This is a genomic window from Streptomyces sp. Pv4-95 (assembly GCF_045782725.1).
Taxonomy (GTDB): Bacteria; Actinomycetota; Actinomycetes; order Streptomycetales; family Streptomycetaceae; genus Streptomyces.
This window is the reverse complement of the sequence record NZ_CP127172.1, coordinates 6,434,470-6,456,440: the sequence shown is the minus strand read 5'-3', so window position 1 is coordinate 6,456,440 and position 21,971 is coordinate 6,434,470. Positions and strand designations below refer to the sequence as shown.

Genomic DNA, 21,971 nt, shown 5'->3' with positions numbered 1-21,971 from the left:
CTGGCGCGACGAACTCCCCCACACGGCAAGGGAGTTGGCGGCGTCACTCGCCGCATCGACCGGCCCGGCCGACGGCCCGGACACGACTCGATAACGATCAGCGGGGCCGGTCGCGCCCCGAAGCCCCGGGCGCACCGCGGGCAGACGGCGGAACGCGCTGGTCCGAACCACGGACACCTGTACGGTCGGGCTCTCCGGCCGGATACCGTAAGGGCACCATGAGCGCATCGCAGATCCCGCCTGCCACCGCCGTACCGGGCGATGACGTACCGACCCTTCTCGTCAAGATCTTCGGGAAGGACCGGCCCGGCATCACCGCAGGTCTCTTCGACACCCTCGCCGCCTACTCCGTCGATGTCGTGGACATCGAGCAGGTCGTGACCCGAGGGCGCATCGTGCTGTGCGCGCTGGTCACGGCCCCTTCCCCGGCAGAGGGCTCCTCCGGCTCCTCCGAGGGCGACCTCCGGGCCACCGTGCACAGCTGGGCCGAGTCGCTGAACCTCCAGGCCGAGATCATCTCCGGCCGGGGCGACAACCGTCCGCGCGGCACCGGCCGCTCGCACGTCACCGTGCTGGGCCACCCGCTGACCGCCGAGTCGACCGCCGCCATCGCCGCCGCCATAACGACCTCGGGCGGTAATATCGACCGTATTTTCCGTCTTGCGAAGTATCCGGTGACGGCCGTGGAGTTCGCGGTGTCGGGTGCGGCGACGGACGCGCTGCGCTCGGTGCTGGCACCGGAGGCCGCGATGCTCGGGGTGGACATCGCCGTCGTCGCGGCCGGGCTCCAGCGCCGGGCCCAGCGGCTGGTGGTCATGGACGTCGACTCCACGCTCATCCAGGACGAGGTCATCGAGCTGTTCGCGGCGCACGCCGGCTGCGAGGCCGAGGTCGCCGAGGTCACGGCCGCCGCGATGCGCGGCGAGCTGGACTTCGAGCAGTCGCTGCACGCCAGGGTTGCGCTGCTCGGCGGGCTCGACGCCTCCGTCGTGGAGTCCGTACGCAAGGAGGTGCGGCTCACCCCGGGTGCCCGCACCCTGGTACGGACCCTCAAGCGGCTCGGCTACCAGGTCGGTGTGGTCTCGGGCGGCTTCACCCAGGTCACCGACGCGCTCCAGGAGGAGCTCGGTCTCGACTTCGCCTCGGCCAACACCCTGGAGATCGTCGACGGCAAGCTCACCGGCCGGGTGACCGGCGACATCGTCGACCGGGCGGGCAAGGCGCGCCTGCTGCGCAGCTTCGCCCAGCAGGCCGGGGTGCCGCTCGCGCAGACCGTCGCGATCGGCGACGGCGCCAACGACCTCGACATGCTCAACACGGCGGGCCTCGGCGTCGCCTTCAACGCCAAGCCGGTGGTGCGCGAGGCGGCGCACACCGCGGTGAACGTGCCGTTCCTGGATACCGTGCTCTATCTGCTGGGCATCACCCGCGAAGAGGTCGAGGCCGCGGACACGCACCTCGGCTGAGGCCGCACCGCTCCCCCGGGCGCCCGGCCGACGGGCCGGCCGCACCGGGCCGGCCCCGGCAGAAACAGCAGGCCGCGGCAGACATACGACAAGGGCTCCGGCGTGCGCCGGAGCCCTTGTCGTATGTGGTGCGACCGTCAGCGGGCCGGAGGGTGGACCGGCCCGTCAGCGGCGACGGTGGTGCGGTGGCCTCACTCGTGAGGCGGCAGGTAGGCGACGAGGCGGCCGACGCCGTGCTCGACGGACTTCCACGAGCCGTTGAAGGCGATCACGGCCATCGTCGCGGTCGGGAAGCCACCGCGGTTCATGCGGGCCAGGAGATCGTCGTCGGCCTCGCCGGCGAGCGCGTCCGCGAGGGCGTGAACCCCCGGGTTGTGGGCGACGACCAGCAGGTCGTGCACGTCGTCCGAGGTCTCGTTCAACAGGGCGATGAGCTCGCCGAGCGAGGCTTCGTAGAGCCGCTCCTCATACACCGTCTTGGGGCGGTGCGCGAGCTCGGTCACGAAGAGCTTCCAGGTCTCACGGGTGCGGGTGGCCGTCGAGCACAACGTCAGGTCGGGGGTGATCCCGGCTCCGGCCAGCCGTCGACCGGCGGCCGGGGCGTCCTGACGGCCGCGATCGGCGAGCGGCCGCTCGTGGTCGGAACTGTCCGACCATTCGGCCTTGGCGTGTCGGAGGAGGACAATCCGGCGGGGTGTATCGGCGCTCATGAGTCCCAGCTTCGCACGAAAGGCGGCGCGGGGCGCGGGGTGTTGAAGGGCTGCCCCCCGCAGGGTGACGGCCGTGCACCGGCGGTCATGAGGAACCGAGGCTGACGACCCTGGCAAGGAATTCCAGCAGCGGCGCCAGGCCGTCACGGGCGCTCGCGGCGGTCGCCGGGGAGGAGCTCGCCATGAGCACCAGCAGGACGGCGAACGAGGCGACCGGCAGGGCCAGGGCCCACCACGGCAGCGGTATCCGCAGGCCCCGGATCCTCGGTGGGGACGGCCGGCGGAACGCGGCGGACATGGAATCGCCTCCGTGGCGATCGAAGGGCTGCGCGGCCGCGGGGCCGCGGGGCGCCCACCGCTGCGGTGCGGTGTGCTTCGAAGCTACGGATCTTGGGCGGCCGTTCCTACCCGGGAAGCCACCCAGTTACCCCTGAGCCCGACCCCCTAGGGGATGGTGGGGAGAACCCCACCACGTGCCCCCGGGCCGGCCGTCACAGGACTCCGCCCACGGCTCGCGGCCCTGCTCCGCCCCCGGTCCGCCGCAGCGGCTTCGGTCGGCTCAGGGCGCCGCGATACTCGCGATGATCGCGACGACGACGGTCACGCCGAGCATGGCGCCCAGCACGAGGAGCAGCTTCTTCTGGCCGCCCTGCGGATTCGGTTCGAGCACTGGCATGCGCCCAGTCTCCCACTCAGGTCTCGTCCTCGATGCGGCGGTCCCGGCCGGCCAGCACACCGACCGCGATCTGCGGCACCATGAGCCCGGCCATCAGCGCGATCGGCAGGCCCCAGCCGCCGCTGTGCTGGTAGAGCGTGCCGACCAGCAGCGGCCCCGGGATGGAGATCAGGTAGCCGACGCACTGCGCGAAGGCCGAGAGCTTCACGACGCCCGCGGAGCTGCTCGACCGCATCCCGATCATCGTCAGGGCCAGCGGGAAGGCGCAGTTCGATATGCCCATCAGCAGCGCCCAGATCCAGGCACCGGCGGCCGGGGCCAGCCACAGCCCGGCGTAGCCGGCCAGGCCGCAGACGCCGAGCACCACGGCGAGCGGCCCCTGGTGCCGCATCCGGGAGGCCAGCCGTGGCAGCACGAACGAGAGCGGCACGCCCATCGCCATGGTGACGGCGAGCAGCACACCCGCGGTACCCGCCGAGACCCCGGCGTCGCGGAAGATCTGCGGCATCCAGCCCATGGTGATGTAGGCGGCGGTTGCCTGCAGGCCGAAGAAGACGGCCAGTGCCCAGGCGGTCGGCGAGGACGTGATCCGTACGGGGGTTTCCGCGGGGCGCGGCGCGCTTCCCGTGGACATCTCGGCAGAGTTGCGGCGCTGTCGGACCACCACGAGCCACGGCAGCACCGCGACGGCGGCGAGCGCCGCCCACACGGCCAGGCCGGTGCGCCAACTTCCGCCCAGCGCGGCCGTCATGGGGACGGTCAGCGCGGCGGCCAGCGAGGTCCCCAGGGCCAGGGCCATGGAGTACAGGCCGGTCATCGAGCCGACCCGGTCCGGGAACCAGGTCTTGATGACGACCGGCATGAGGACGTTGCTGACCGCGATACCGGCCAGGGCGAGCGCGCTGGCGACGAGGAAGCCGACGGTGCCGCCGGCGAACGGCCGCACCGCGACCCCCACCGCGATCGCGGCCATGCCGACGCACACGATGGCGCCGGGGCCCCAGCGCCTGGCCAGCCGGGGCGCGGCGAGGCCGAAGGCGGCGAAGCACAGGGCCGGCACGGAGGTCAGCAGCCCGGCGACCGTGCCGGACATGCCCAGACCGACGCGGACCTCCTCCAGGAGCGCGCCGAGGCTGGTGATGGCGGGCCGGAGGTTGAGCGCCGCGAGGACCAGGCCGGCGATCAGGATCCCCGGCAGCCAACGGGCGGCCCGGGAGGCCGCGCGGCCGCCGTCCGGTCCGGCTTCTCGGGCCGCCGGCTGCGGCTCTCCGGAGCCGTCTGCCGGGCGGGGTGCGGGGGTGGTCCTGGACTCGGCCGCCGGGCCGAGGGTCGCGAGGTCTTCGTCTGCCATGCGCACCATCATAGAATCATGGGATGAATGTGTGTCCACTCGCTGTCGATAGCCTCTGCTGTCCCGGACGGCGCCACCGGCGACCGGCAGCTCCGCCCGGGACACCCGCCGCCCACCGTCCGCCGCACCCCTCCGGAGCTCAGCCATGCCCCTGACCTCGACCCGCCGATCCGCGCTGGCCGACCAGGTGATCGCGCAGCTGCGCGGTCAGATCACCTCCGGGGAGTGGCCCGTGGGGTCGCGTATCCCGACCGAGCCGGAACTCGTCGAGCAGCTCGGGGTGGCCCGCAACACCGTCCGCGAGGCCGTCCGGGCCCTCGCGCACAACGGGCTGGTCGACATCCGGCAGGGCTCGGGCACGTACGTCGTCGCGACCAGTGAGCTGGCCGGGGTGATGAACCGCAGGTTCGCCGACGCCGACCCGATGCACGTCGCCGAGCTGCGCAGCGCCCTGGAGGCGGAGGCCGCCCGGCTCGCGGCCCGCCGGCGTACCGCGCAGGACCTGCGGCAGATCGACACCCTGCTGGAGCGGCGCGAGGAAGCCTGGGAGTCCGGTGCGGCGGAGGCCTTCGTGGAGGCGGACGCGACCTTGCACATGGCGATCGTGGCGGCCTCGCACAACGACGTACTGGCCGAGATCTACGCCGACCTCGGGGGCGTGCTGCGCGACTTCCTGCGCGCCGATGTCGGCAAGGTGCTGCGGCCCGAGGCGCACATGGACCATGCGCGTCTGGTGGAGGCGATCCGCGCCGGCGACGGCGACCTGGCCGCCGCGGAGGCGAGCGCGCACCCCTTCGGCTGCCGGCTCACCCTGCTGGATCGTGGCTGACCCAGACGTCCTCGATCTCCTGCCAGCAGCGGCCGGAGAGAGTGACGCGCTGAGCGGGGCCGACCGCTTCGGCCAGGGAGTCCACGTCCGGGTCGTACCAGCGCTTGCACTCGATGTGCAGGCGTACGTGGCTGATGTTGCCGTGCGGGTTGAAGCAGGTGGCGGTGGCGCTGCTGCGGACGACGGCGGTGCGGCACTGCGCGTGCGGCACCTGCTGCGGATCGTCGGACCCCACGGGTGGCACGGCCCGTGCGGCCGGTGCGGTGACCCCCGCGAGGGCTGCCAGGGTGATCGTCAGGGCTGCCGTACGGCGTCGTGATGCGGGCACGCCGGTACCTCCTCCCCACGATGCGCCGGGCGGGTCCCGGACACCTCACCCAGTGTGTGGGGAGCGCCCTCGCTTCTCGACTCGAAAACGCGTTCTGCCCGCCCCGGCGGACCGGGACGGGCAGTACGGATGCGCTTCGGGCGTCAGGCACCCATCATGTGCACGCCGCCGTCGACGTGGACGATCTCACCGGTCGTCCGGGGGAAGAAGTCGGACAGCATGCCGACGACGCCGCGGCCGGCCGGCTCCGGGTCCGCGAGGTCCCAGCCGATGGGGGCGCGGTGGTTCCACACGTCCGCCAGCTCCTCGAAGCCGGGGATGGACTTGGCGGCCATCGACTTGATCGGACCGGCCGAGACCAGGTTGCAGCGGATGCCCTTGGGGCCCAGGTCACGCGCGAGGTAGCGGTTGGTGCTCTCCAGCGCCGCCTTGGCCACGCCCATCCAGTCGTACTTCGGCCAGGCGATCTGCGCGTCGAAGGTGAGGCCGACGACCGCGCCGCCGTGCTCCATGAGCGGCAGGCAGGCCATGGTCAGCGACTTGTAGGAGTACGCCGAGACCTGCACCGCGGTGCCCACGTCCGACCACTCCGCCTCCAGGAAGTTGAAGGCACCCTGCGGGCCGAAGGCGATGGAGTGGACGATGCCGTCGATCCGGGCGCCCTCGCCCTGGTGCTCGCGGATCTTGTCGGCGAGGGTGTCGAGGTGCTCCTGGTTGGTCACGTCCAGCTCGATGACCGGCGCGGGCTTGGGCAGCCGCTTGGCGATCCGCTCGACCAGGGAGAGCCGGCCGAAGCCGGTGAGGATGACCTCGGCGCCCTCGTTCTGGGCGACCTTGGCCGCCTGGAACGCGATCGACGACTCGGTCAGAACACCCGTGACCAGGATGCGCTTGCCTGCAAGGATTCCACTCATGCTGATCAGTGACCCATGCCCAATCCGCCGTCGACAGGAATGACGGCTCCGGTGATGTACGCGGCCTCGTCCGAGGCCAGGAAGCGGACCGAGGCGGCGATCTCCTCGGGCTGCGCATAACGCGCGAGCGGAACCTGCTTCACGATGTTCTCCCGCTGCTCGTCGCTGAGCACACGGGTCATGTCGGTGTCGACGAAGCCGGGGGCGACGACGTTGACGGTGATGTTGCGGCTGCCCAGCTCCCGTGCCAGCGAGCGGGCGAAGCCCACCAGACCGGCCTTGGAGGCGGCGTAGTTCGACTGCCCGGGGCCACCCATCAGCCCGACCACGGACGAGATGAGCACCACCCGTCCCTTACGGGCCCGCAGCATCGCGCGGTTGGCACGCTTGACCACCCGGAACGTGCCGGTGAGGTTGGTCTCCAGGACCGAGGTGAAGTCCTCCTCGGACATCCGCATCAGCAACTGGTCGCGGGTGACACCGGCGTTCGCCACCAGCACCTCGACCGCGCCCTGCTTCTCCTCGATCTCCTTGTATGCCTGCTCGACCTGCTCGTTGTCCGTGATGTCGCACTTCACGGCCAAAAAGCCCTCGGGGGGCTCGCCCGAGCGGTAGGTGATGGCGACCTTGTCGCCTGCCTCGGCGAAGGCCCGGGCAATGGCAAGGCCAATGCCGCGGTTGCCTCCGGTGACCAGAACCGAGCGGCTCAAGAGATCACCCTTTCCTGTTCCTGTCCGTCCTGAGTTCGGTACGAAACTATCGGTAGCGGGGCCCGTACGGGGAATCGAGCCCGGACAGGGGCGCGCGCCGCGCTCTGTCGGGTCCCCACAGAACCGCGGCGCACGCCCCTTACCCGGGCGCCTCCCGGCGGGCCGAATCGCCGCGGCGCCTCACCCGGCGCCGTCTGGGCCGGGCGCGCCGCGCAGGGCATGATGCATGCGCCGACTACGGGAGGATGCCGTGCCTGCTTCACCCCATGCACCTGACGAGACCTTTCTGGCGCTGCCGCGGCACGCGCTGGCCGACGCCGCGCTGGCACGGGCCCGCGCGCTGGGCGCCGAGCACGCCGACTTCCGCCTGGAGCGGGTGCGCAGCGCGGCCTGGCGGCTGCGGGACGCCCGTACGGCCGGGACGTCGGACACCACCGACCTCGGGTACGCGGTGCGGGTGGTGCACGGCGGGGCCTGGGGGTTCGCCTCCGGTGTGGATCTGACGATGGACGCGGCGGCGCGGGTGGCGTCCCGCGCGGTGGCGATGGCCAAGCTGTCGGCCAAGGTCATCGACGCCGCCGGGTCCGACGAGCGGGTCGAGCTGGCGCCCGAGCCCGCGCATCCGGACCGTACGTGGGTGTCGTCGTACGAGATCAATCCGTTCGACGTGCCGGACGCCGACAAGACCGGGCTGCTGGCGGAGTGGAGCGGCCGGCTGCTGGCGGCGCCGGGGGTGGCGCACGCGGACGCGTCGCTGCTGACCGTCCAGGAGAACAAGTTCTACGCGGACACCGCGGGCACCAGCACCACGCAGCAGCGGGTGCGGCTGCACTCCCAGCTGACCGCCGTCGCGGTGGACCCGGTCACCGGCGAGTTCGACTCGATGCGCACCATCGCGCCGCCGGTGGGCCGGGGCTGGGAGTACCTGACCGGCGGCCACTACGACTGGGACGGCGAGCTGGAACGGATCCCCGGACACCTCGCGGAGAAACTGCACGCACCGAGCGTCGAGCCGGGCGCCTACGACCTGGTGGTGGATCCCTCCAACCTGTGGCTCACCATCCACGAGTCGATCGGGCACGCGACCGAACTGGACCGCGCGCTGGGCTACGAAGCGGCGTACGCGGGCACCTCGTTCGCCACCTTCGACCAGCTCGGGAAGCTGGCGTACGGCTCGGAGATCATGAACGTCACCGGCGACCGGACCGCCGAACACGGCCTGGCCACGGTCGGCTACGACGACGAGGGGGTGGCCGCGCAGTCCTGGGACCTGGTCCGCGGCGGGACGCTCGTCGGCTATCAACTCGACCGCAGAATCGCGCGGTTGGCGGGCCTGGGGCGTTCCAACGGCTGCGCCTACGCGGACTCGCCCGGACATGTGCCGGTCCAGCGGATGGCGAACGTCTCGCTCCAGCCGGCGCCGGACGGGCCCTCCACCGACGAGCTGATCTCGGGGGTGGAGCGCGGCATCTACGTCGTCGGCGACCGCTCCTGGTCGATCGACATGCAGAGGTACAACTTCCAGTTCACCGGCCAGCGGTTCTTCCGCATCGAGAACGGCCGGCTGGCCGGGCAGCTGCGGGATGTCGCCTACCAGGCCACCACCACCGACTTCTGGGGCTCGATGAGCGCGGTCGGCGGCCCGCAGACCTATGTCCTGGGCGGTGCCTTCAACTGCGGCAAGGCCCAGCCGGGGCAGATCGCCGCGGTCTCGCACGGCTGCCCCTCGGCCCTGTTCGAGGGCGTCAACATCCTGAACACCACGCAGGAGGCCGGCCGATGAGCCCTCGCACCAGCACCCCGCACGAGATCGTCGAGCGGACCCTTGAGCTCTCACGCGCCGACGGCTGCGCGGTCCTCGCCGACGAGCACTCCAGCACCAATCTGCGCTGGGCGGGCAACGCGCTCACCACCAACGGCGTCACCCGGGGCCGGACGCTGACCGTCGTGTCGACCGTGGACGGCAGGCAGGGCACCGCGTGCGGAGTGATCTCCCGGTCGGCGGTGACCGCGGCCGATCTGGAGCCGCTGGTACGGGCCGCGGAGGCGGCCGCCCGCGAGGCGGGGCCGGCCGAGGACGCGCAGCCGCTGGTCGGCGGCACCGCGGCGGCGTCCGCCGACTTCACCGACGGGCCCGCCGAGACCTCCTCCGATGTCTTCGCGGAGTTCGCGCCGGCGCTCGGGGAGTCCTTCCGGCAGGCCAGGGACGGCGGTCGCGAGCTGTACGGCTTCGCCCACCACGAGGTCGTCTCGACCTACCTGGGCACCTCGACCGGGCTGCGGCTGCGACACGACCAGCCCACCGGGACGCTGGAGCTGAACGCCAAGTCGGCGGGCAGCACCGCGGCCGCCGCCCGCTCCGCCTGGACCGGCCGCGCGACCCGCGACTTCACCGACGTCGACCCGCGCGAGATGGACGCGGAGCTGGCCCGTCGGCTGCGCTGGGCCGAGCGGCGGGTCGAGCTGCCGGCCGGGCGGTACGAGACGCTGCTGCCGCCGACCGCCGTCGCGGACCTGCTGATCTACCAGATGTGGTCGTCCGCCGCCCGGGACGCCGTCGAGGGCCGCACGGTCTTCTCGAAGCCGGGCAAGGGCGACGACGCCTCCCGGCCCGGAGCGGGCACCCGGCTGGGCGAGCGGCTCTCGGAGCTGCCGCTGACACTGCGCAGCGATCCGCGGGCGCCCGGTCTGGAGTGCGCGCCGTTCGTGGTGGCGCACACCTCGGGCGACGACGCGTCGGTCTTCGACAACGGGCTGCCGCTGGCGCCGACCGAATGGCTGCGCGACGGGGTGCTGAACCGCCTGGTGACCACCCGGCACAGTGCCGCACTGACCGGCCTCCCGGTGGCCCCCGGAATCGACAACCTCCTGCTGGACGCGGGTGGTTCACGCTCACTGGACGAGATGGTGGCGGCGAGCGGCCACGACGGGCCCACCCTGCTGCTGACCTGCCTGTGGTACATCCGCGAGGTCGATCCGGCCACGCTGCTGCTGACCGGTCTGACCCGTGACGGCGTCTATCTGGTCGAGAACGGCGAGGTCGTCGGCGAGGTCAACAACTTCCGCTTCAACGAGTCGCCGGTGAACCTGCTCTCCCGCGCGGTGGAGGCCGGCCGTACGGAGCGGACGCTGCCGCGGGAGTGGAGCGACTACTTCACGCGGGCGGCGATGCCGGCACTGCGCATCCCGGACTTCAACATGAGTTCGGTCAGCCGCGGCGTGTGAGCGGCCGCAGCCCGGCCGGTGCCCCTGGCCCGGCCGGGCGATCACCGGCCCGCGGGCGAATAGACTGTCCGCTTGTCCTCCCCTTGTGGGAACACCGATCGATCAGGAACGCCATGACACGCCTCGGCGAATCCGTCGCCCGCGCCACGACCCTGCTCTCCACCGACCTCTCCGCGGACGCGACCGTCCAGGAGCTGCTCCAGGAGACGGGCGCGCGGCGCTATCTCGACCTGACGGACCTGCCCGCCAAGGAGCAGGCCGAGCTGATCGCGAGCCGGACCGTCGAGGTCCTGCCGGGCGTGGACAAGCTGGCCGAGCGGATCGAGGAGCGCCGGGCGGCCGGGCGGGGCCTGCACATCAAGCTGGGCATCGACCCGACGGCGACCGACGTGCACCTCGGTCACGCCGTGCCGCTGATCATCCTCAGCCGGTTCCAGCGGCTCGGGCACGACGTCACGCTGATCATCGGTGACTTCACCGCCAAGATCGGCGACCCCTCGGGCCGTACCGCCGAGCGTCCCCCGCTGACCGACGAGGACATTGCGCAAAACCTCGCGACGTACCGCGAACAGGTGCGCCCCTTCTTCGACTTCGACAAGGTCAGCTTCCGGCAGAACAGCGAGTGGCTGGCGCCCTACACCTTCCCCGAGCTGCTCTCGCTGCTCGCCCAGGTGCCGGCCTCGCAGCTGCTGCAGCGCGAGGACTTCCGCAACCGCCTGGCCGCCGGGTCGGGTCTGACGATGACCGAGCTGCTCTACCCCATCGCCCAGGGCCTGGACTCGGTGGCGCTGGAGTGCGATGTGGAGCTGGGCGGCTCGGACCAGCTGCTCAACCTCCAGATGGGCCGAAAGCTCATGGAGCTGCGCGGTCAGCAGCCGCAGCTGGTGGTGACCATGCCGCTGATCGAGGGCACGGACGGCACCGGGGCGAAGATGTCCAAGTCCAAGGGCAACTACGTCGGACTGAACTCCCCCGCCGACGATGTCTTCGGCAAGATCATGTCGGTGCCCGACCGGCTGATGGAGCCGTACCTCAAGGCATGGACGGAGTGGACCGACGAGGAGATCACCCTCGTCCTGGGCCGCGTCGCGGACCGGTCGCTGCACCCGATGGACCTCAAGAAGATCCTCGCCGGCGAGGTCGTCACGGCGCTGTACGGCCTGGAGGCCGCGATGGCCGCGCGAGCCGGGTTCATCGCGCAGTTCTCCAAGAAGTCGTTCGCCGACGTCGACTCGCTGCCGGTCGTCGACGTCGCCGCACACGGCGCGGAGACGGTGGCCGCGGTGCTGACGAAGGTGCTGGAGTTCACGCCGAGCGCCTCGGCCGCGCGCCGGCTGGCCAAGCAGAACGCGCTGCGGCTGGTCGTGGAGGGCGAGGACGGGCAGCAGACCGTGGTGCTCGCCGAGGCCGAGTCGGTGCGCCCGCTGGCCGAGGTGCTGGCCGAGAAGCTGGCCGGCACGGCCGGTACGGCGTACCTCAAGGCCGGCCGCAAGCTCGCCCAGCTCGACGGGCGCTGACGCGCAGGGCATGGCATGACGGCGGCCGGTGCGTCAGCGCACCGGCCGTCGGTCATGTGGCAGCGCCTCGCACGGACACGGGGCGGGAGCGGTATGCCGGATGATCTAGGTGGTCCGTTTCCGGTGCGCGCGCATGCCGGCCCAGAGGCGGTCGCCCACGCCGACGACGAGGACCGCGCCGACCAGTTGCAGCAAGTGGCGCATCCAGTCGATGCCCTCGGTCTCGTTCACTCCGATACCGGTGGCCACCCAGTTGCCCAGGACGCTGCCCAGCATGCCGAAGATCACGGTCAGCCAGAGGGGGATCGCCTGCTTGCCCGGGATGATGGCCTTCGCGATCAGGCCCAGGACCAGACCGAGGATGATGGCCCACAACCAACTCATGTCGCCTCCTCGTGGGGCGCGGAGCACCTACCCGTGCCACGCCAGTGTCGCTCCGTGCGAGCTACGGCGCACGCCGGAGCAGGGGGTGGGCACAACGGCGTAGGGCACAGGGACGCACCGCGGCAGGACCCGGTCTCGAACCCGACGCAGTCGCGGCGTACCGTGGAATCCGCCCGGAAAGCGGGATCATCCGGCACAACTGACCAGGTGGTGGAATGTGATGCGGAAGCACAGCAGCACCGAGGCGTTCCGGATCACCGGGGCGCGCCAGGGGCTGTCCGAGGACGTGCGCGGCCGGCAGCGCCGCTACGTGATCTCCATGTCGGTGCGGACCGTCGCCGTGATCCTGACCGCCGTGCTGTGGAACGTCCAGCGGCCGATCGCCATCGCGGCCCTGGTGCTGGGCATCGCGCTCCCCTATATCGCGGTCGTCATCGCCAACGCGGGCCGGGAGAACGCCCCTTCACTGCCCTCGACGTTCGTCGCCGCGCCGACCCGGCCGATGCTGACGGCGGGGAGTCCGGTCACGCCCGCGGAGCCGGCGGCGGAGCCTTCGGGGCCTCCTGGGCCGGACGCGTCGGAGCCGCGGACCGCGGGAACCTGACCCCTCGGGGCCGTCTGCAAAGCTCAAGAAAAGCTCAGATCAATCATGTGGTTCCGGTGCACCCGGCACCAGTGCCCGTGACATACTGCGTACGCGCTCCGCATCCCCCGTCGGAGCGACGGACCGACGCCGGGCGGCTCCCCCCGTGGCTGCCCGGCGTCGCCATGTCCGCGTCCGGATGCGGGACGTAGGGTTGAGGCCGTGAACTCCCCGAACTCCCCCGAGAACGCCGTCATCTGCTCCGCCAAGGGCTGCCGCGCACCCGCCGTGTGGGTACTCGCCTGGAACAACCCGAAGCTGCATACCCCGGAGCGCCGCAAGACCTGGCTCGCCTGCGACGAACACCGCGAGCACCTCTCCCAGTTCCTCGGCGTCCGCGGCTTCCTGAAGGACGTCGTCACCCTGGAGGAGTGGGAGGCACCGGACTCCGAAGGCTGAGCGGGCAGCCGCCCGCCGCGGGCGGCTCGCCGGAGGGCTCAGCCGCCGATTGCGGACATCGGGCGGTCGGGCTGGAGGAAGGTGGGGTCGTCCAGGCCGGAGCCGGCCTTCTTGCCCCACATCGCGAGTTTCCAGATGCGGGCGATCTCGGCGTCGGGGGCGTCCGAGCGGAGGGCGGCACGCAGGTCCGTCTCCTCGGTGGCGAACAGGCACGTACGGACCTGGCCGTCGGCGGTCAGGCGGGTGCGGTCGCAGGCCCGGCAGAACGGGCGGGTGACGGAGGCGATGACGCCCACGCGGTGCGGGCCGCCGTCGACGGTCCAGCGCTCGGCCGGCGCGGAGCCGCGCTCGTCCTGGCCCTCGGCGGTCAGCTCGAAGCGGGTGCGCAGCGAGGTGAGGATGTCACCTGCGGTGATCATGCCGTCGCGCTTCCAGCCGTGCTGGGCGTCGAGCGGCATCTGCTCGATGAAGCGGAGCTCGTAGTCGTTCGCCACCGCCCAGGCGAGCAGGTCGGGGGCCTCGTCGTCGTTGAGGCCCCGCATCAGCACGGAGTTGACCTTGACCGGGGTCAGCCCGGCGTCGCGGGCCGCCTCCAGACCGCGCAGCACGTCGTCGTGCCGCTTGCGGCGGGTCATGGTCTGGAAGACGTCCGGCCGCAGGGTGTCCAGGGAGACGTTCACACGGTCCAGGCCGGCGTCGCGCAGTGCGGTCGCGGTGCGCTGCAGGCCGATGCCGTTGGTGGTCAGCGACATCTGGGGGCGGGGGGTGAGCGCCGCGACGCGCTCGACGATGCCGACGAGGCCGGGGCGCAGCAGGGGCTCACCGCCCGTGAAGCGGACCTCTTCGATGCCGAGGTCGGTCACGGCGATGCTGATCAGCCGGACGATCTCGTCGTCGGTGAGCAGATCCGGCTTCGCCAGCCACTGCAGGCCCTCCTCGGGCATGCAGTAGGTGCACCGGAGGTTGCAGCGGTCGGTCAGCGAAACGCGCAGGTCGGTGGCCACGCGACCGTAGGTGTCGATGAGCACGAGGTCCCCTCCCCGAGAGTCCGGTCAGTACGCTTCGAGCCTACGCGATGGGTTCGCCGAGAAGCAGGTCTGAGAAGCACGAGGTGGGCGGGGTGGCCTCGTAGATCTCTACGAGGCCACCCCGCCCAGGGGCTGTGCGGATGCCTCAGTGCGCTCCGGTTCCGGTCAGGGAGCGGACCTCCAGCTCGGCGTACTTCTTCACGTCCGGCCCCTCCTTGGACAGGAGGGATCCCAGCCAGCCGAGCAGGAAGCCCAGCGGGATGGAGATCAGGCCGGGGTTCTCCAGCGGGAAGTAAGCGAAGTCCACACCCGGGAACATCGACGTCTCCTTGCTGGAGACGACGGGCGAGAAGAGGACCAGCAGGACCGAGGAGGCCAGGCCGCCGTAGATCGACCACAGGGCGCCGTTGGTGGTGAACCGCTTCCAGAACAGGCTGTAGAGGATCGTCGGGAGGTTGGCGGACGCCGCTACGGCGAAGGCCAGGGCCACCAGGCCCGCCACGTTCAGCCCGCGGGCGAGGACGCCGAGGGCGATGGCGACGGCGCCGATGCCCACCGTCGCCCAGCGGGCCGCGCGGACCTCTTCCTTCTCACTGGCCTTGCCCTTGCGGATGACGTTGACGTACAGGTCGTGCGCGAAGGACGACGACGAGGCCAGGGTGAGTCCCGCGACGACGGCGAGGATGGTCGCGAAGGCCACCGCCGAGATGACCGCGAGCAGGATCGCGCCGCCCGTGGAGTCCGCACCGCCGCCGATTTCCTGGGCGAGCAGCGGGGCCGCGGTGTTGCCCGCCTTGTTGGACGCGATGATCGTCTCGGGCTTGATCAGGGCGGCGGCGCCGAAGCCGAGCGCGATGGTCATCAGGTAGAAGACGCCGATGATGCCGATCGCCCAGTTCACCGACTTACGGGCGGCCTTGGCCGTGGGCACCGTGTAGAAGCGGATGAGGATGTGCGGCAGGCCGGCGGTGCCCAGGACGAGCGCGATGCCGAGGGAGATGAAGTCGATCTTCGAGGTGGCGGTGGCGCCGTACTTCAGGCCGGGCTCCAGGAAGGACGAGCCCTTGCCGCTGTTCTCGGCGGCGGCACCGAGCAGGGTGGAGATGTTGAAGTTGAACTTGAGCATCACCAGGAAGGTGATCAGCAGGGTGCCGGCGATCAGCAGGACGGCCTTGACCATCTGCACCCAGGTGGTGCCCTTCATGCCGCCGATGGTGACGTAGAGGATCATCACGATGCCGACGAGGACGACGACGAGGATCTTGCCCGCTTCGCTGGTGATGCCGAGGAGCAGGGTGACCAGGGCGCCGGCGCCGGCCATCTGGGCGAGCAGGTAGAAGATCGAGACGATGATGGTGGAGGTGCCCGCGGCCGTACGGACCGGGCGCTGGCGCATGCGGTAGGCGAGGACGTCGCCCATCGTGAAGCGGCCCGAGTTGCGCAGGGGTTCGGCGACCAGGAGCAGGGCGACCAGCCAGGCGACGAGGAAGCCGATGGAGTACAGGAAGCCGTCGTAGCCGAAGAGCGCGATGGCGCCGGCGATGCCGAGGAAGGACGCGGCGGACATGTAGTCGCCGGAGATCGCCAGGCCGTTCTGGAAGCCGCTGAACTGCCGGCCGCCGGCGTAGAAGTCCTCCGCCCCCTTGGTCTGCCGGCCCGCCCAGACGGTGATGGCGAGGGTGGCCAGGACGAAGGCCGCGAAGAGCGAAATGATCAGGGGGCGGTGCTCACCCGCGCCGCCTGCCGCGAGCGGGAGGGTGTGCGCCTGCTGGATGAGGTTCATGCGTCGCCCTCCAGGCGGGACTTGATGGCCTCGGCCTTGGGGTCGAGCTTGGCTGCGGCGTGCCGGGCGTACCACCAGGCGATGAGGAAGGTGGTGACGAACTGGGCGATGCCGAGAACAAAGGCGACGTTGACGTTGCCGAAGACCTTCAGGCCCATGAAGTCGCCCGCGTAGCTGGAGAGCAGCACGTACGTGAGGTACCAGAGGATGAAGGCAATGGTGAGCGGGAAGGCGAACGAGCGGTACGAGTGACGCAGTGCGGCGAATTCCGCGCTCGACTGCACCTGGGCGTAGTCGGGCGGCTCGTGCGGCCCCGGGGCGGAGGGCGGTGCGGTGCTCACGGAATCTCCTGACGCGTAGTTGCTGGCGGGAAGGCCGTCGGTAAGAATCAGTTAAGTGATCCGGATCACGCATGGTAGAGCCGTGGCAAACGATGCGACAGGGGGCTGTTGGTTGAATTCCAGAGGATTGGCCGGACGGACCGCCACCGCTCGGAGGACGCTTCGTTGAGACGGTTGTGAAACCGCCTCCCCCGCAGGCCCCGCGGCCTTCCGGCCCCCGTCGGCGCCCCTACGGCAGCGTCCGGCTGCCGGTCCCACTCGCCGTCCCGCCCATGGCGCCGCGGCCGGCCGGGAGGGAGCGGCGCCGGTGGTACGGCCCGCGGATCGCGCTGCCGCCGCTGAGCATCGGGGCCCTGCGCCGCGCTCCGTGAACGACTCGCCCGATTCATGTGACGCAGCGTCAATATGCCATATGTGCCAGGTTTTCGGCCGAGTCCATTGCTGTTCCTCGGTGATCGCGGATAACTTCACGAGTCATTGCATCCGCCCGTGCGCACACCCGTGCACGGGCGGTCTCACGGATGATGTGGAGTACCCATGGCGCATCCCCGATCCAGACGGGTGCGGGCGTTGGCCGTCCCGCTCGGACTGGCTCTGACGGCATCCCTCGGTTTCCTCCCGAACGCGGCCACCGCCGCGTCGCAGGAGACCGCTCCGGCCGCTGCCGTCTCGACCGACGGCCCGCTGCTCTCGTACGTCGTGAACACCACCCCGGACCGGGCCACGGTCGGCAGGGTGTCGAAGGAGATAGCCAAGGCCGGGGGGAAGGTGGTCACCGCTCATCAGCAGATCGGTGTGATCGTCGTCCATTCGGCCAACCCCCGGTTCGCGGAGTCGATCCGCACCGTGCAGGGTGTGCAGTCCGCGGGCGCCACCCGCACCTCGCCGCTGAAGGCGTCGGGCACCACCGACATCGGCAAGCCGCAGAAGGTCGCGCTGCCGAAGTCCCAGCTCAAGGCTGCCGCGGCGGCCAAGGCGAGCGGTGAGGAGCCGCTGGAGCCCCTGCAGTGGGACCTCCCGGCGATCAAGGCCGACAAGGCCGCGCAGGTGAACCCCGGCAGCAAGAAGGTCACCGTCGCCGTCATCGACACCGGTGTGGACGACACCCACCCGGACCTGAAGGCGAACTTCTCGGCGAAGCAGTCCGCCAACTGCGTGGGCGGCGTCGCCGATACCTCCGCAGGCTCCTGGCGCCCGTACGACCCGGACAACGACTACCACGGCACGCATGTCGCCGGCTCGATCGCCGCGGCCCGCAACGGCGTGGGCGTGGCGGGTGTCGCCCCGGGCGTGAAGATCTCGGCCATCAAGGTCAGCGAGCCCGAGACCTCCCTCTTCTTCGCCGAGAGCGTGGTGTGTGCCTTCGTCTTCGCGGCCGACCACGGCGTCGAGGTCACGAACAACAGCTACTACGTCGACCCGTGGATGTTCAACTGCAAGGATGACGCCGACCAGGCCGCCATCGTTGACGCGGTCGGCCGGGCCGCGAAGTACGCCCAGCGCAAGGGCGCGATCAACGTCGCCGCCGCGGGCAACTCCAGCTTCGACCTCGCGGCTGCCAAGATCGCCGACAACAGCAGCCCGAACGACTCGACACCGGTCGAGCGCACCATCGACCCGAAGACCTGCTGGGACGTCCCCACCCAGATCCCGGGCACGGTGACGGTCGCCGCGACCGGCGTGCACAAGCTCAAGTCGTACTACTCGAACTACGGCCTCGGCCAGATCGATGTGGCGGCCCCGGGCGGCGACTCGCGGCAGGTGCCCGAGCTGCCCGCCAAGCACGGCAACATCCTCTCCACGATGCCGGGCGGCGACTGGGCCTACCTGGCCGGCACGTCCATGGCATCGCCGCATGTCGCGGGTGTCGCGGCGCTGGTCAAGAGCGCCCACCCGAAGGCGAGCCCACAGGAGATCCAGTGGCTCCTCAAGGAGCAGGCCGACAACCCCGGCTGCCCCACGGGTGACGCCACCTGCACCGGCACGAAGCATGTCAACAGCCACTTCGGCTACGGCATCGTCGACGCGCTGGACGCGGTGAAGAAGTAACTCCCCCGACGGGCCGGGTGGTTCGCCCCCCCCCGGCCCGTTGCGCCGCACCTGGCGGGCTGCTCGCCCCGGCTTTTCTGCGGCTCGGCATGGGTGTGATCGAGAGCATCATGGGCACCACGTGGGGCGCTGCTCGGGCTATTGGGCACTTGCGGTGGGACGGACGACGATCTCGTTGACGTCGACCTGCGTGGGCTGCGAAAGGGCGTAGGCAATGGCCTCCGCGATGGCGGAGGCGGGCAGTGCCGCGGCGCGGTAGGTCTTCATGGCCTCCCTGGCGGCAGGGTCGGAGATGCCGTCGGCGAGTTCGGACTCGGTCACGCCCGGGGAGACGAGGGTGACCCGGATGTTCCCGGTGGACTCCTGGCGCAGTCCTTCGGAGATCGCGCGGACCGCGAACTTGGTGGCGCAGTAGACGGCGGCGGTGGGCGAGACCTCGTAGGCGCCGACGGAGGCGATGTTCACGAAGTGCCCGCCGCCCTGAGCGCGCATCACGGGCAGAGCGGCGGCGATGCCGTGCAGGACTCCCCGCACATTGACGTCGATCATGCGGTCCCACTCGTCGGTCTTGAGCGCCTCCAGTGGCGAGAGCGGCATCACTCCGGCGTTGTTGACCACCACGTCCACTCGGCCGTAGCGCTCGCGAGCCGCGGACACGAAGGCGTGGACATCGTCGGCGTCCGTGACGTCCAGCCGTTGGAAGGCCGCGGTGCCGCCCTCGGTGGTGATCTCCCGGGTCAGCGCATCGAGGCGATCGGTGCGCCGTGCTCCGAGGAACAAGCGGTGGCCGTCCGCGGCGAGTCGGCGGGCCGTCGCCTCGCCGATCCCGCTGCTCGCTCCGGTGACCGCCACGACCTTGGCTGTGTCTGTCATGTCTGCTGTTCCTCTCGGTGGGGTGCCCGGCCGAGTCTGGACAGGTCGGGGACCACCGACCAGGACGCGGCTTGCCTGGGTGCGGTGCACCCGGGCAGCACGCCGCCCCCGCGTCCTAGCCTGAGGACATGACCGACAACCACCTGGGAGAGTTCCTGCGCGCACGCAGGGCGGGCCTGCGGCCGCAGGACATCGGCATGGCGAGCTACGGCGTACGCAGGGTCACCGGACTGCGCCGTGAAGAGGTCGCGGTCCTGGCCGGGGTGAACGCGGATTACTACACCCGCCTGGAACAGGGGCGCGAGCGCCACCCCTCGGCCCAGGTACTCGACGCGCTCGGACGCGCCCTGCGGCTGGACCCCGACGCCCACGCACACCTGCACCAGCTGGCCGGGACCGCGTCGGTCAACCGGTTCGCCCACACCACGGACCGCGTCGGTCCCGCCCTTCGCCGGCTGATGGACGGCTACCCGGGCGCGCCGGCGTTCGTCATCAACCCGACCTTGGACGTCCTGGCGGGCAACGCCCTGGCCGAGGCCCTGTACTCACCCTTCGAGCAGGCCGACAATCTGGCCCGCATGACCTTCCTCGATCCGGCGGGCCGACACTTCTACACCAGGTGGAGTCAGGCGGCGCAGGCCACCGTGAGTCACCTGCGCCAGTCGGCCGGTCTCGACCCGGACAACCCACGCCTGCGGGAGCTCGTCCGCACCCTCACCGAGCACAGCGCGGACTTCACCCGCCTGTGGAACACCCACGCCGTGCGCGGCAAGACCCAGGACGCCAAGCACCTGCTCCACCCGGACGTCGGACCCCTGGCGCTCACCTACCAGTCCTTCGACGTACGCGACGCTCCGGGCCAGCAACTGGTCATCTACCAGGCCGAACCCGGCAGCCCCAGCGCCCAGGCCCTGGGCCTGCTCGGCTCCCTCCACGCCACCTCGGATCAGGCCGCCCGGTAGCCGGAGGAGAGGGCGGCCGGGATCTGCCGAGCAGTCGCCGCGGCGCCCGGCGGGCTCAGACGGCCGAGCCGGCCGTACGGGTCGGCTGCGCGGCGGCACGCGGTCCGCGCGGGGCGGCGGCCGCCCGGAGCACGCCGAAGGCCAGCGCGCACTGGGCCGCGACATAGGTGAGCATGATCCAGAACTGCGGGCCCGGCAGCTGCGGCCACTCGGCGATGCCGGTCGCGATCAGGGTGTCCGAGAGCAGGAAGAGCAGCCCGCCCAGCGCGGCCCAGGGCCCTGCCCGCAGCGCGCCGAACGCCATCGCGGTGAGCAGCAGGCTGTAGCCCGCCACCGGGATCCGCAGCTCGGGCGGCAGATCCGGCCACAGCAGCACCACGGTGCCGGTCAGCAGGGCCGCGTACGCGGCGGCAGCCGCCGCGGTACGCCCCCGCCGTGCGTCGGGGGCGCCGTGGCGGGCGAAGAGCACCAGGTAGCAGACGTGCCCGGCGGCGAACGAGCCCATCCCCAGCAGGAAGAGGGTGTCGCCGCCGATCTGGAGGAAGGTGTCGCCCCCGCAGCCGAACAGCAGCGCGCCGGCCAGCAGCGGCGGACCGCCGCGAGCGAGGACGTACGCGGCGAGCACCGGCATCAGGGCGGGCTTGGTGACGTGCACGGCGAGGTCCGCCGCGGCGCCGAGTCCGTCGGCGGTTCCGGTGGCCGCTCCGGTCAGCAGGGCCGCGAGCTGGACGACGGCCAGCACGCCGAAGGCGCCGGCCAGGATCCGTGCGGTACGGGGGCCGGGCCCGGGGAAGGTCACGCGGCGGGCTCCTTGACGGTGGCGTTCTTCTTGTCGCGCCGGGCTTTCTTCCCGCCGGCCGGCACCGGCGAACTGCCCGCCTCCACCGGGGACTTGGCGGCGCCCTCCGGGGCCGGGACGGGTACGGCCGCGGCCGCCGGCTGCCAGCCGGGCCCGCCGAAGACCCGTCCGGCGCGCTCGCGCCAGGTGTCGGCCGCCCGTACGTCACGCGCGATGGCGGCGTACTCATGGGTGGCCACCCGCAGCGGGTTGTACGTCTCGATGTTCTTGGTGAGGCCGTACACGGGCCGCTCGGTCTCGGCGACGAACGAGCCGAACATCCGGTCCCAGAGGATCAGGATCCCGCCGAAGTTCCGGTCGAGGTAGCCGCCCTGCGAGGCGTGGTGGACGCGGTGGTGGGAGGGCGTGTTCAGGACGAACTCCACCGGGCGCGGCAGCTTGCCGATCCGCTCGGTGTGGACCCAGAACTGGTAGACGAGGTTGGCCCCCGAACAGAACGCGACAGCCGCCGGATGCACCCCGAGGGCGATCATCGGGACGTAGAACGGCCAGACGGTCCACGTCGTCCAGGGCTGCCGCAGCGCGGTGGTCAGGTTGAACTTCTTGCTGGAGTGGTGCACCACATGGCACGCCCACAGGACGCGGATGACGTGGTGCCCGCGGTGTGACCAGTAATAGAAGAAGTCCTGCGCCAGCAGCATCAGCAACACCGTCCACCACAGGACGGGGACACGCAGCGGGGTGAGTTCGTAGACCGCGGCGTAGATCGCCACGATCGGAATCTTCCACAGGGCGTCGAAGACGAGGCTGCCCAGCCCCATTCCGACGCTGGTGGCGGCGTCCTTGGCCTGATAGCCCTCCGCGTCCTCGTCGGGATGCAGGCGATAGCTCACCATCTCCACGACGGTGAGCAGGACGAAGGCCGGGACGGACCACAACACGACATCGGGAAGGTGCGGCATGCCCCGCACCATAAGGGGGCCG

General features: G+C 71.1%; 23 protein-coding genes. 9 read left to right on the top strand and 14 right to left on the bottom strand.

What is annotated here, in order from left to right; translation table 11 throughout:
* Nucleotides 1–218: 218 nt before the first annotated feature.
* Entirely contained in the window at nucleotides 219–1,466 is a 1,248-nt protein-coding gene (serB, locus tag QOM21_RS28260) for a phosphoserine phosphatase SerB (protein ID WP_407553810.1), read from the top strand.
* A 191-nt stretch (nucleotides 1,467–1,657) separates the two neighbouring features.
* Here serB and QOM21_RS28255 read toward each other — a convergent pair whose 3' ends face one another.
* The 4 genes from QOM21_RS28255 to QOM21_RS28240 form a co-directional block, all read right to left on the bottom strand.
* Nucleotides 1,658–2,176, bottom strand: a complete 519-nt coding sequence (locus QOM21_RS28255) for a SixA phosphatase family protein (protein ID WP_407553809.1) — start codon at nucleotides 2,174–2,176, stop codon at nucleotides 1,658–1,660.
* Between the two features lie 85 nt (nucleotides 2,177–2,261).
* Nucleotides 2,262–2,474 carry a hypothetical protein gene (locus tag QOM21_RS28250; RefSeq protein WP_407553808.1) on the bottom strand — a complete coding sequence of 71 codons (213 nt, stop codon included), beginning with the start codon at nucleotides 2,472–2,474 and terminating at the stop codon, nucleotides 2,262–2,264.
* Nucleotides 2,475–2,735: 261 nt separating this feature from the next.
* Nucleotides 2,736–2,852 carry an SGM_5486 family transporter-associated protein gene (locus QOM21_RS28245; RefSeq protein WP_283113144.1) on the bottom strand — a complete coding sequence of 39 codons (117 nt, stop codon included), beginning with the start codon at nucleotides 2,850–2,852 and terminating at the stop codon, nucleotides 2,736–2,738.
* Nucleotides 2,853–2,868: 16 nt separating this feature from the next.
* Complete coding sequence (locus tag QOM21_RS28240; RefSeq protein WP_407553807.1) at nucleotides 2,869–4,203, bottom strand: CynX/NimT family MFS transporter; 1,335 nt, start codon at nucleotides 4,201–4,203, stop codon at nucleotides 2,869–2,871.
* A 145-nt stretch (nucleotides 4,204–4,348) separates the two neighbouring features.
* Here QOM21_RS28240 and QOM21_RS28235 point away from each other — a divergent pair, with 145 nt between their 5' ends.
* Nucleotides 4,349–5,032: a FadR/GntR family transcriptional regulator gene (locus QOM21_RS28235; RefSeq protein WP_407553806.1), complete on the top strand. Its 684-nt coding sequence runs from the start codon at nucleotides 4,349–4,351 to the stop codon at nucleotides 5,030–5,032.
* On the opposite strand, the gene QOM21_RS28230 is transcribed toward QOM21_RS28235, so the two are convergent.
* The 3 genes from QOM21_RS28230 to fabG all read right to left on the bottom strand — a co-directional run bounded on the left by QOM21_RS28230 (nucleotide 5,010) and on the right by fabG (nucleotide 6,984).
* Nucleotides 5,010–5,360 (bottom strand): hypothetical protein, encoded by a 351-nt coding sequence (locus tag QOM21_RS28230; protein ID WP_407553805.1) that lies wholly within the window; start codon nucleotides 5,358–5,360, stop codon nucleotides 5,010–5,012. The two genes, QOM21_RS28235 and QOM21_RS28230, sit on opposite strands and share 23 nt — an antisense overlap.
* A gap of 143 nt (nucleotides 5,361–5,503) precedes the next feature.
* Nucleotides 5,504–6,274, bottom strand: a complete 771-nt coding sequence (gene fabI, locus QOM21_RS28225; protein ID WP_393895862.1) for an enoyl-ACP reductase FabI — start codon at nucleotides 6,272–6,274, stop codon at nucleotides 5,504–5,506.
* A 5-nt stretch (nucleotides 6,275–6,279) separates the two neighbouring features.
* Nucleotides 6,280–6,984, bottom strand: a complete 705-nt coding sequence (fabG, locus tag QOM21_RS28220; protein ID WP_393895863.1) for a 3-oxoacyl-[acyl-carrier-protein] reductase — start codon at nucleotides 6,982–6,984, stop codon at nucleotides 6,280–6,282.
* Between the two features lie 226 nt (nucleotides 6,985–7,210).
* On the opposite strand from fabG, the gene QOM21_RS28215 reads away from it, so the two are divergent.
* The 3 genes from QOM21_RS28215 to tyrS all read left to right on the top strand — a co-directional run bounded on the left by QOM21_RS28215 (nucleotide 7,211) and on the right by tyrS (nucleotide 11,726).
* The gene (locus QOM21_RS28215) at nucleotides 7,211–8,767 is read left to right on the top strand and encodes a TldD/PmbA family protein (protein ID WP_407553804.1); all 1,557 of its coding nucleotides are present in this window, start codon (nucleotides 7,211–7,213) and stop codon (nucleotides 8,765–8,767) included.
* Complete coding sequence (locus tag QOM21_RS28210; protein WP_407553803.1) at nucleotides 8,764–10,209, top strand: metallopeptidase TldD-related protein; 1,446 nt, start codon at nucleotides 8,764–8,766, stop codon at nucleotides 10,207–10,209. Before QOM21_RS28215 ends, QOM21_RS28210 begins: the two co-directional genes overlap by 4 nt.
* 113 nt (nucleotides 10,210–10,322) lie before the next feature.
* Nucleotides 10,323–11,726 (top strand): tyrosine--tRNA ligase, encoded by a 1,404-nt coding sequence (gene tyrS / locus QOM21_RS28205; RefSeq protein WP_407553802.1) that lies wholly within the window; start codon nucleotides 10,323–10,325, stop codon nucleotides 11,724–11,726.
* Between the two features lie 105 nt (nucleotides 11,727–11,831).
* Here the strand turns inward: tyrS and QOM21_RS28200 are convergent, their stop codons facing one another.
* On the bottom strand, nucleotides 11,832–12,110 hold the full coding sequence (locus QOM21_RS28200) for a GlsB/YeaQ/YmgE family stress response membrane protein (protein ID WP_407553801.1): 279 nt from the start codon (nucleotides 12,108–12,110) through the stop codon (nucleotides 11,832–11,834).
* A 220-nt stretch (nucleotides 12,111–12,330) separates the two neighbouring features.
* Between QOM21_RS28200 and QOM21_RS28195 the strand changes: the two genes are divergently transcribed.
* Together QOM21_RS28195 and QOM21_RS28190 are read left to right on the top strand one after the other, a co-directional pair.
* Entirely contained in the window at nucleotides 12,331–12,714 is a 384-nt protein-coding gene (locus QOM21_RS28195; RefSeq protein ID WP_407553800.1) for a DUF3099 domain-containing protein, read from the top strand.
* 201 nt (nucleotides 12,715–12,915) lie between these two features.
* Nucleotides 12,916–13,152 carry a hypothetical protein gene (locus QOM21_RS28190; RefSeq protein WP_407553799.1) on the top strand — a complete coding sequence of 79 codons (237 nt, stop codon included), beginning with the start codon at nucleotides 12,916–12,918 and terminating at the stop codon, nucleotides 13,150–13,152.
* Between the two features lie 38 nt (nucleotides 13,153–13,190).
* Here the strand turns inward: QOM21_RS28190 and moaA are convergent, their stop codons facing one another.
* The 3 genes from moaA to QOM21_RS28175 all read right to left on the bottom strand — a co-directional run bounded on the left by moaA (nucleotide 13,191) and on the right by QOM21_RS28175 (nucleotide 16,304).
* Nucleotides 13,191–14,180, bottom strand: a complete 990-nt coding sequence (moaA, locus tag QOM21_RS28185; protein ID WP_407553798.1) for a GTP 3',8-cyclase MoaA — start codon at nucleotides 14,178–14,180, stop codon at nucleotides 13,191–13,193.
* A 145-nt stretch (nucleotides 14,181–14,325) separates the two neighbouring features.
* The gene (locus tag QOM21_RS28180) at nucleotides 14,326–15,963 is read right to left on the bottom strand and encodes a cation acetate symporter (RefSeq protein WP_407553797.1); all 1,638 of its coding nucleotides are present in this window, start codon (nucleotides 15,961–15,963) and stop codon (nucleotides 14,326–14,328) included.
* A complete protein-coding gene (locus QOM21_RS28175; protein ID WP_393895872.1) occupies nucleotides 15,960–16,304 on the bottom strand; it encodes a DUF485 domain-containing protein in 345 nt (114 codons plus the stop codon). Before QOM21_RS28175 ends, QOM21_RS28180 begins: the two co-directional genes overlap by 4 nt.
* Before the next feature lie 537 nt (nucleotides 16,305–16,841).
* Between QOM21_RS28175 and QOM21_RS28170 the strand changes: the two genes are divergently transcribed.
* Nucleotides 16,842–18,353, top strand: a complete 1,512-nt coding sequence (locus QOM21_RS28170) for a S8 family peptidase (RefSeq protein WP_407553796.1) — start codon at nucleotides 16,842–16,844, stop codon at nucleotides 18,351–18,353.
* A 138-nt stretch (nucleotides 18,354–18,491) separates the two neighbouring features.
* Here the strand turns inward: QOM21_RS28170 and QOM21_RS28165 are convergent, their stop codons facing one another.
* Entirely contained in the window at nucleotides 18,492–19,226 is a 735-nt protein-coding gene (locus tag QOM21_RS28165; protein ID WP_407553795.1) for an SDR family oxidoreductase, read from the bottom strand.
* A 128-nt stretch (nucleotides 19,227–19,354) separates the two neighbouring features.
* Between QOM21_RS28165 and QOM21_RS28160 the strand changes: the two genes are divergently transcribed.
* The gene (locus QOM21_RS28160) at nucleotides 19,355–20,188 is read left to right on the top strand and encodes a helix-turn-helix transcriptional regulator (protein WP_407553794.1); all 834 of its coding nucleotides are present in this window, start codon (nucleotides 19,355–19,357) and stop codon (nucleotides 20,186–20,188) included.
* Nucleotides 20,189–20,243: 55 nt separating this feature from the next.
* Here QOM21_RS28160 and QOM21_RS28155 read toward each other — a convergent pair whose 3' ends face one another.
* Together QOM21_RS28155 and QOM21_RS28150 are read right to left on the bottom strand one after the other, a co-directional pair.
* Entirely contained in the window at nucleotides 20,244–20,987 is a 744-nt protein-coding gene (locus tag QOM21_RS28155) for a lysoplasmalogenase (protein ID WP_407553793.1), read from the bottom strand.
* A complete protein-coding gene (locus QOM21_RS28150) occupies nucleotides 20,984–21,949 on the bottom strand; it encodes a sterol desaturase family protein (protein ID WP_407553792.1) in 966 nt (321 codons plus the stop codon). The genes QOM21_RS28155 and QOM21_RS28150 overlap by 4 nt, the downstream gene beginning before the upstream one ends.
* Nucleotides 21,950–21,971 lie beyond the last annotated feature (22 nt).

What these genes read in the sequence shown, in the direction of transcription:
- serB (WP_407553810.1), top strand. Translation starts at nt 219, where the DNA reads ATGAGCGCATCGCAGATCCCGCCTGCCACCGCCGTACCGGGCGATGAC.
- QOM21_RS28255 (WP_407553809.1), bottom strand. Translation starts at nt 2,176, where the DNA reads ATGAGCGCCGATACACCCCGCCGGATTGTCCTCCTCCGACACGCCAAG.
- QOM21_RS28250 (WP_407553808.1), bottom strand. Translation starts at nt 2,474, where the DNA reads ATGTCCGCCGCGTTCCGCCGGCCGTCCCCACCGAGGATCCGGGGCCTG.
- QOM21_RS28245 (WP_283113144.1), bottom strand. Translation starts at nt 2,852, where the DNA reads ATGCCAGTGCTCGAACCGAATCCGCAGGGCGGCCAGAAGAAGCTGCTC.
- QOM21_RS28240 (WP_407553807.1), bottom strand. Translation starts at nt 4,203, where the DNA reads ATGGCAGACGAAGACCTCGCGACCCTCGGCCCGGCGGCCGAGTCCAGG.
- QOM21_RS28235 (WP_407553806.1), top strand. Translation starts at nt 4,349, where the DNA reads ATGCCCCTGACCTCGACCCGCCGATCCGCGCTGGCCGACCAGGTGATC.
- fabI (WP_393895862.1), bottom strand. Translation starts at nt 6,274, where the DNA reads ATGAGTGGAATCCTTGCAGGCAAGCGCATCCTGGTCACGGGTGTTCTG.
- QOM21_RS28215 (WP_407553804.1), top strand. Translation starts at nt 7,211, where the DNA reads ATGCGCCGACTACGGGAGGATGCCGTGCCTGCTTCACCCCATGCACCT.
- QOM21_RS28210 (WP_407553803.1), top strand. Translation starts at nt 8,764, where the DNA reads ATGAGCCCTCGCACCAGCACCCCGCACGAGATCGTCGAGCGGACCCTT.
- tyrS (WP_407553802.1), top strand. Translation starts at nt 10,323, where the DNA reads ATGACACGCCTCGGCGAATCCGTCGCCCGCGCCACGACCCTGCTCTCC.
- QOM21_RS28200 (WP_407553801.1), bottom strand. Translation starts at nt 12,110, where the DNA reads ATGAGTTGGTTGTGGGCCATCATCCTCGGTCTGGTCCTGGGCCTGATC.
- QOM21_RS28195 (WP_407553800.1), top strand. Translation starts at nt 12,331, where the DNA reads ATGCGGAAGCACAGCAGCACCGAGGCGTTCCGGATCACCGGGGCGCGC.
- QOM21_RS28180 (WP_407553797.1), bottom strand. Translation starts at nt 15,963, where the DNA reads ATGAACCTCATCCAGCAGGCGCACACCCTCCCGCTCGCGGCAGGCGGC.
- QOM21_RS28170 (WP_407553796.1), top strand. Translation starts at nt 16,842, where the DNA reads ATGGCGCATCCCCGATCCAGACGGGTGCGGGCGTTGGCCGTCCCGCTC.
- QOM21_RS28165 (WP_407553795.1), bottom strand. Translation starts at nt 19,226, where the DNA reads ATGACAGACACAGCCAAGGTCGTGGCGGTCACCGGAGCGAGCAGCGGG.
- QOM21_RS28160 (WP_407553794.1), top strand. Translation starts at nt 19,355, where the DNA reads ATGACCGACAACCACCTGGGAGAGTTCCTGCGCGCACGCAGGGCGGGC.
- QOM21_RS28150 (WP_407553792.1), bottom strand. Translation starts at nt 21,949, where the DNA reads ATGCCGCACCTTCCCGATGTCGTGTTGTGGTCCGTCCCGGCCTTCGTC.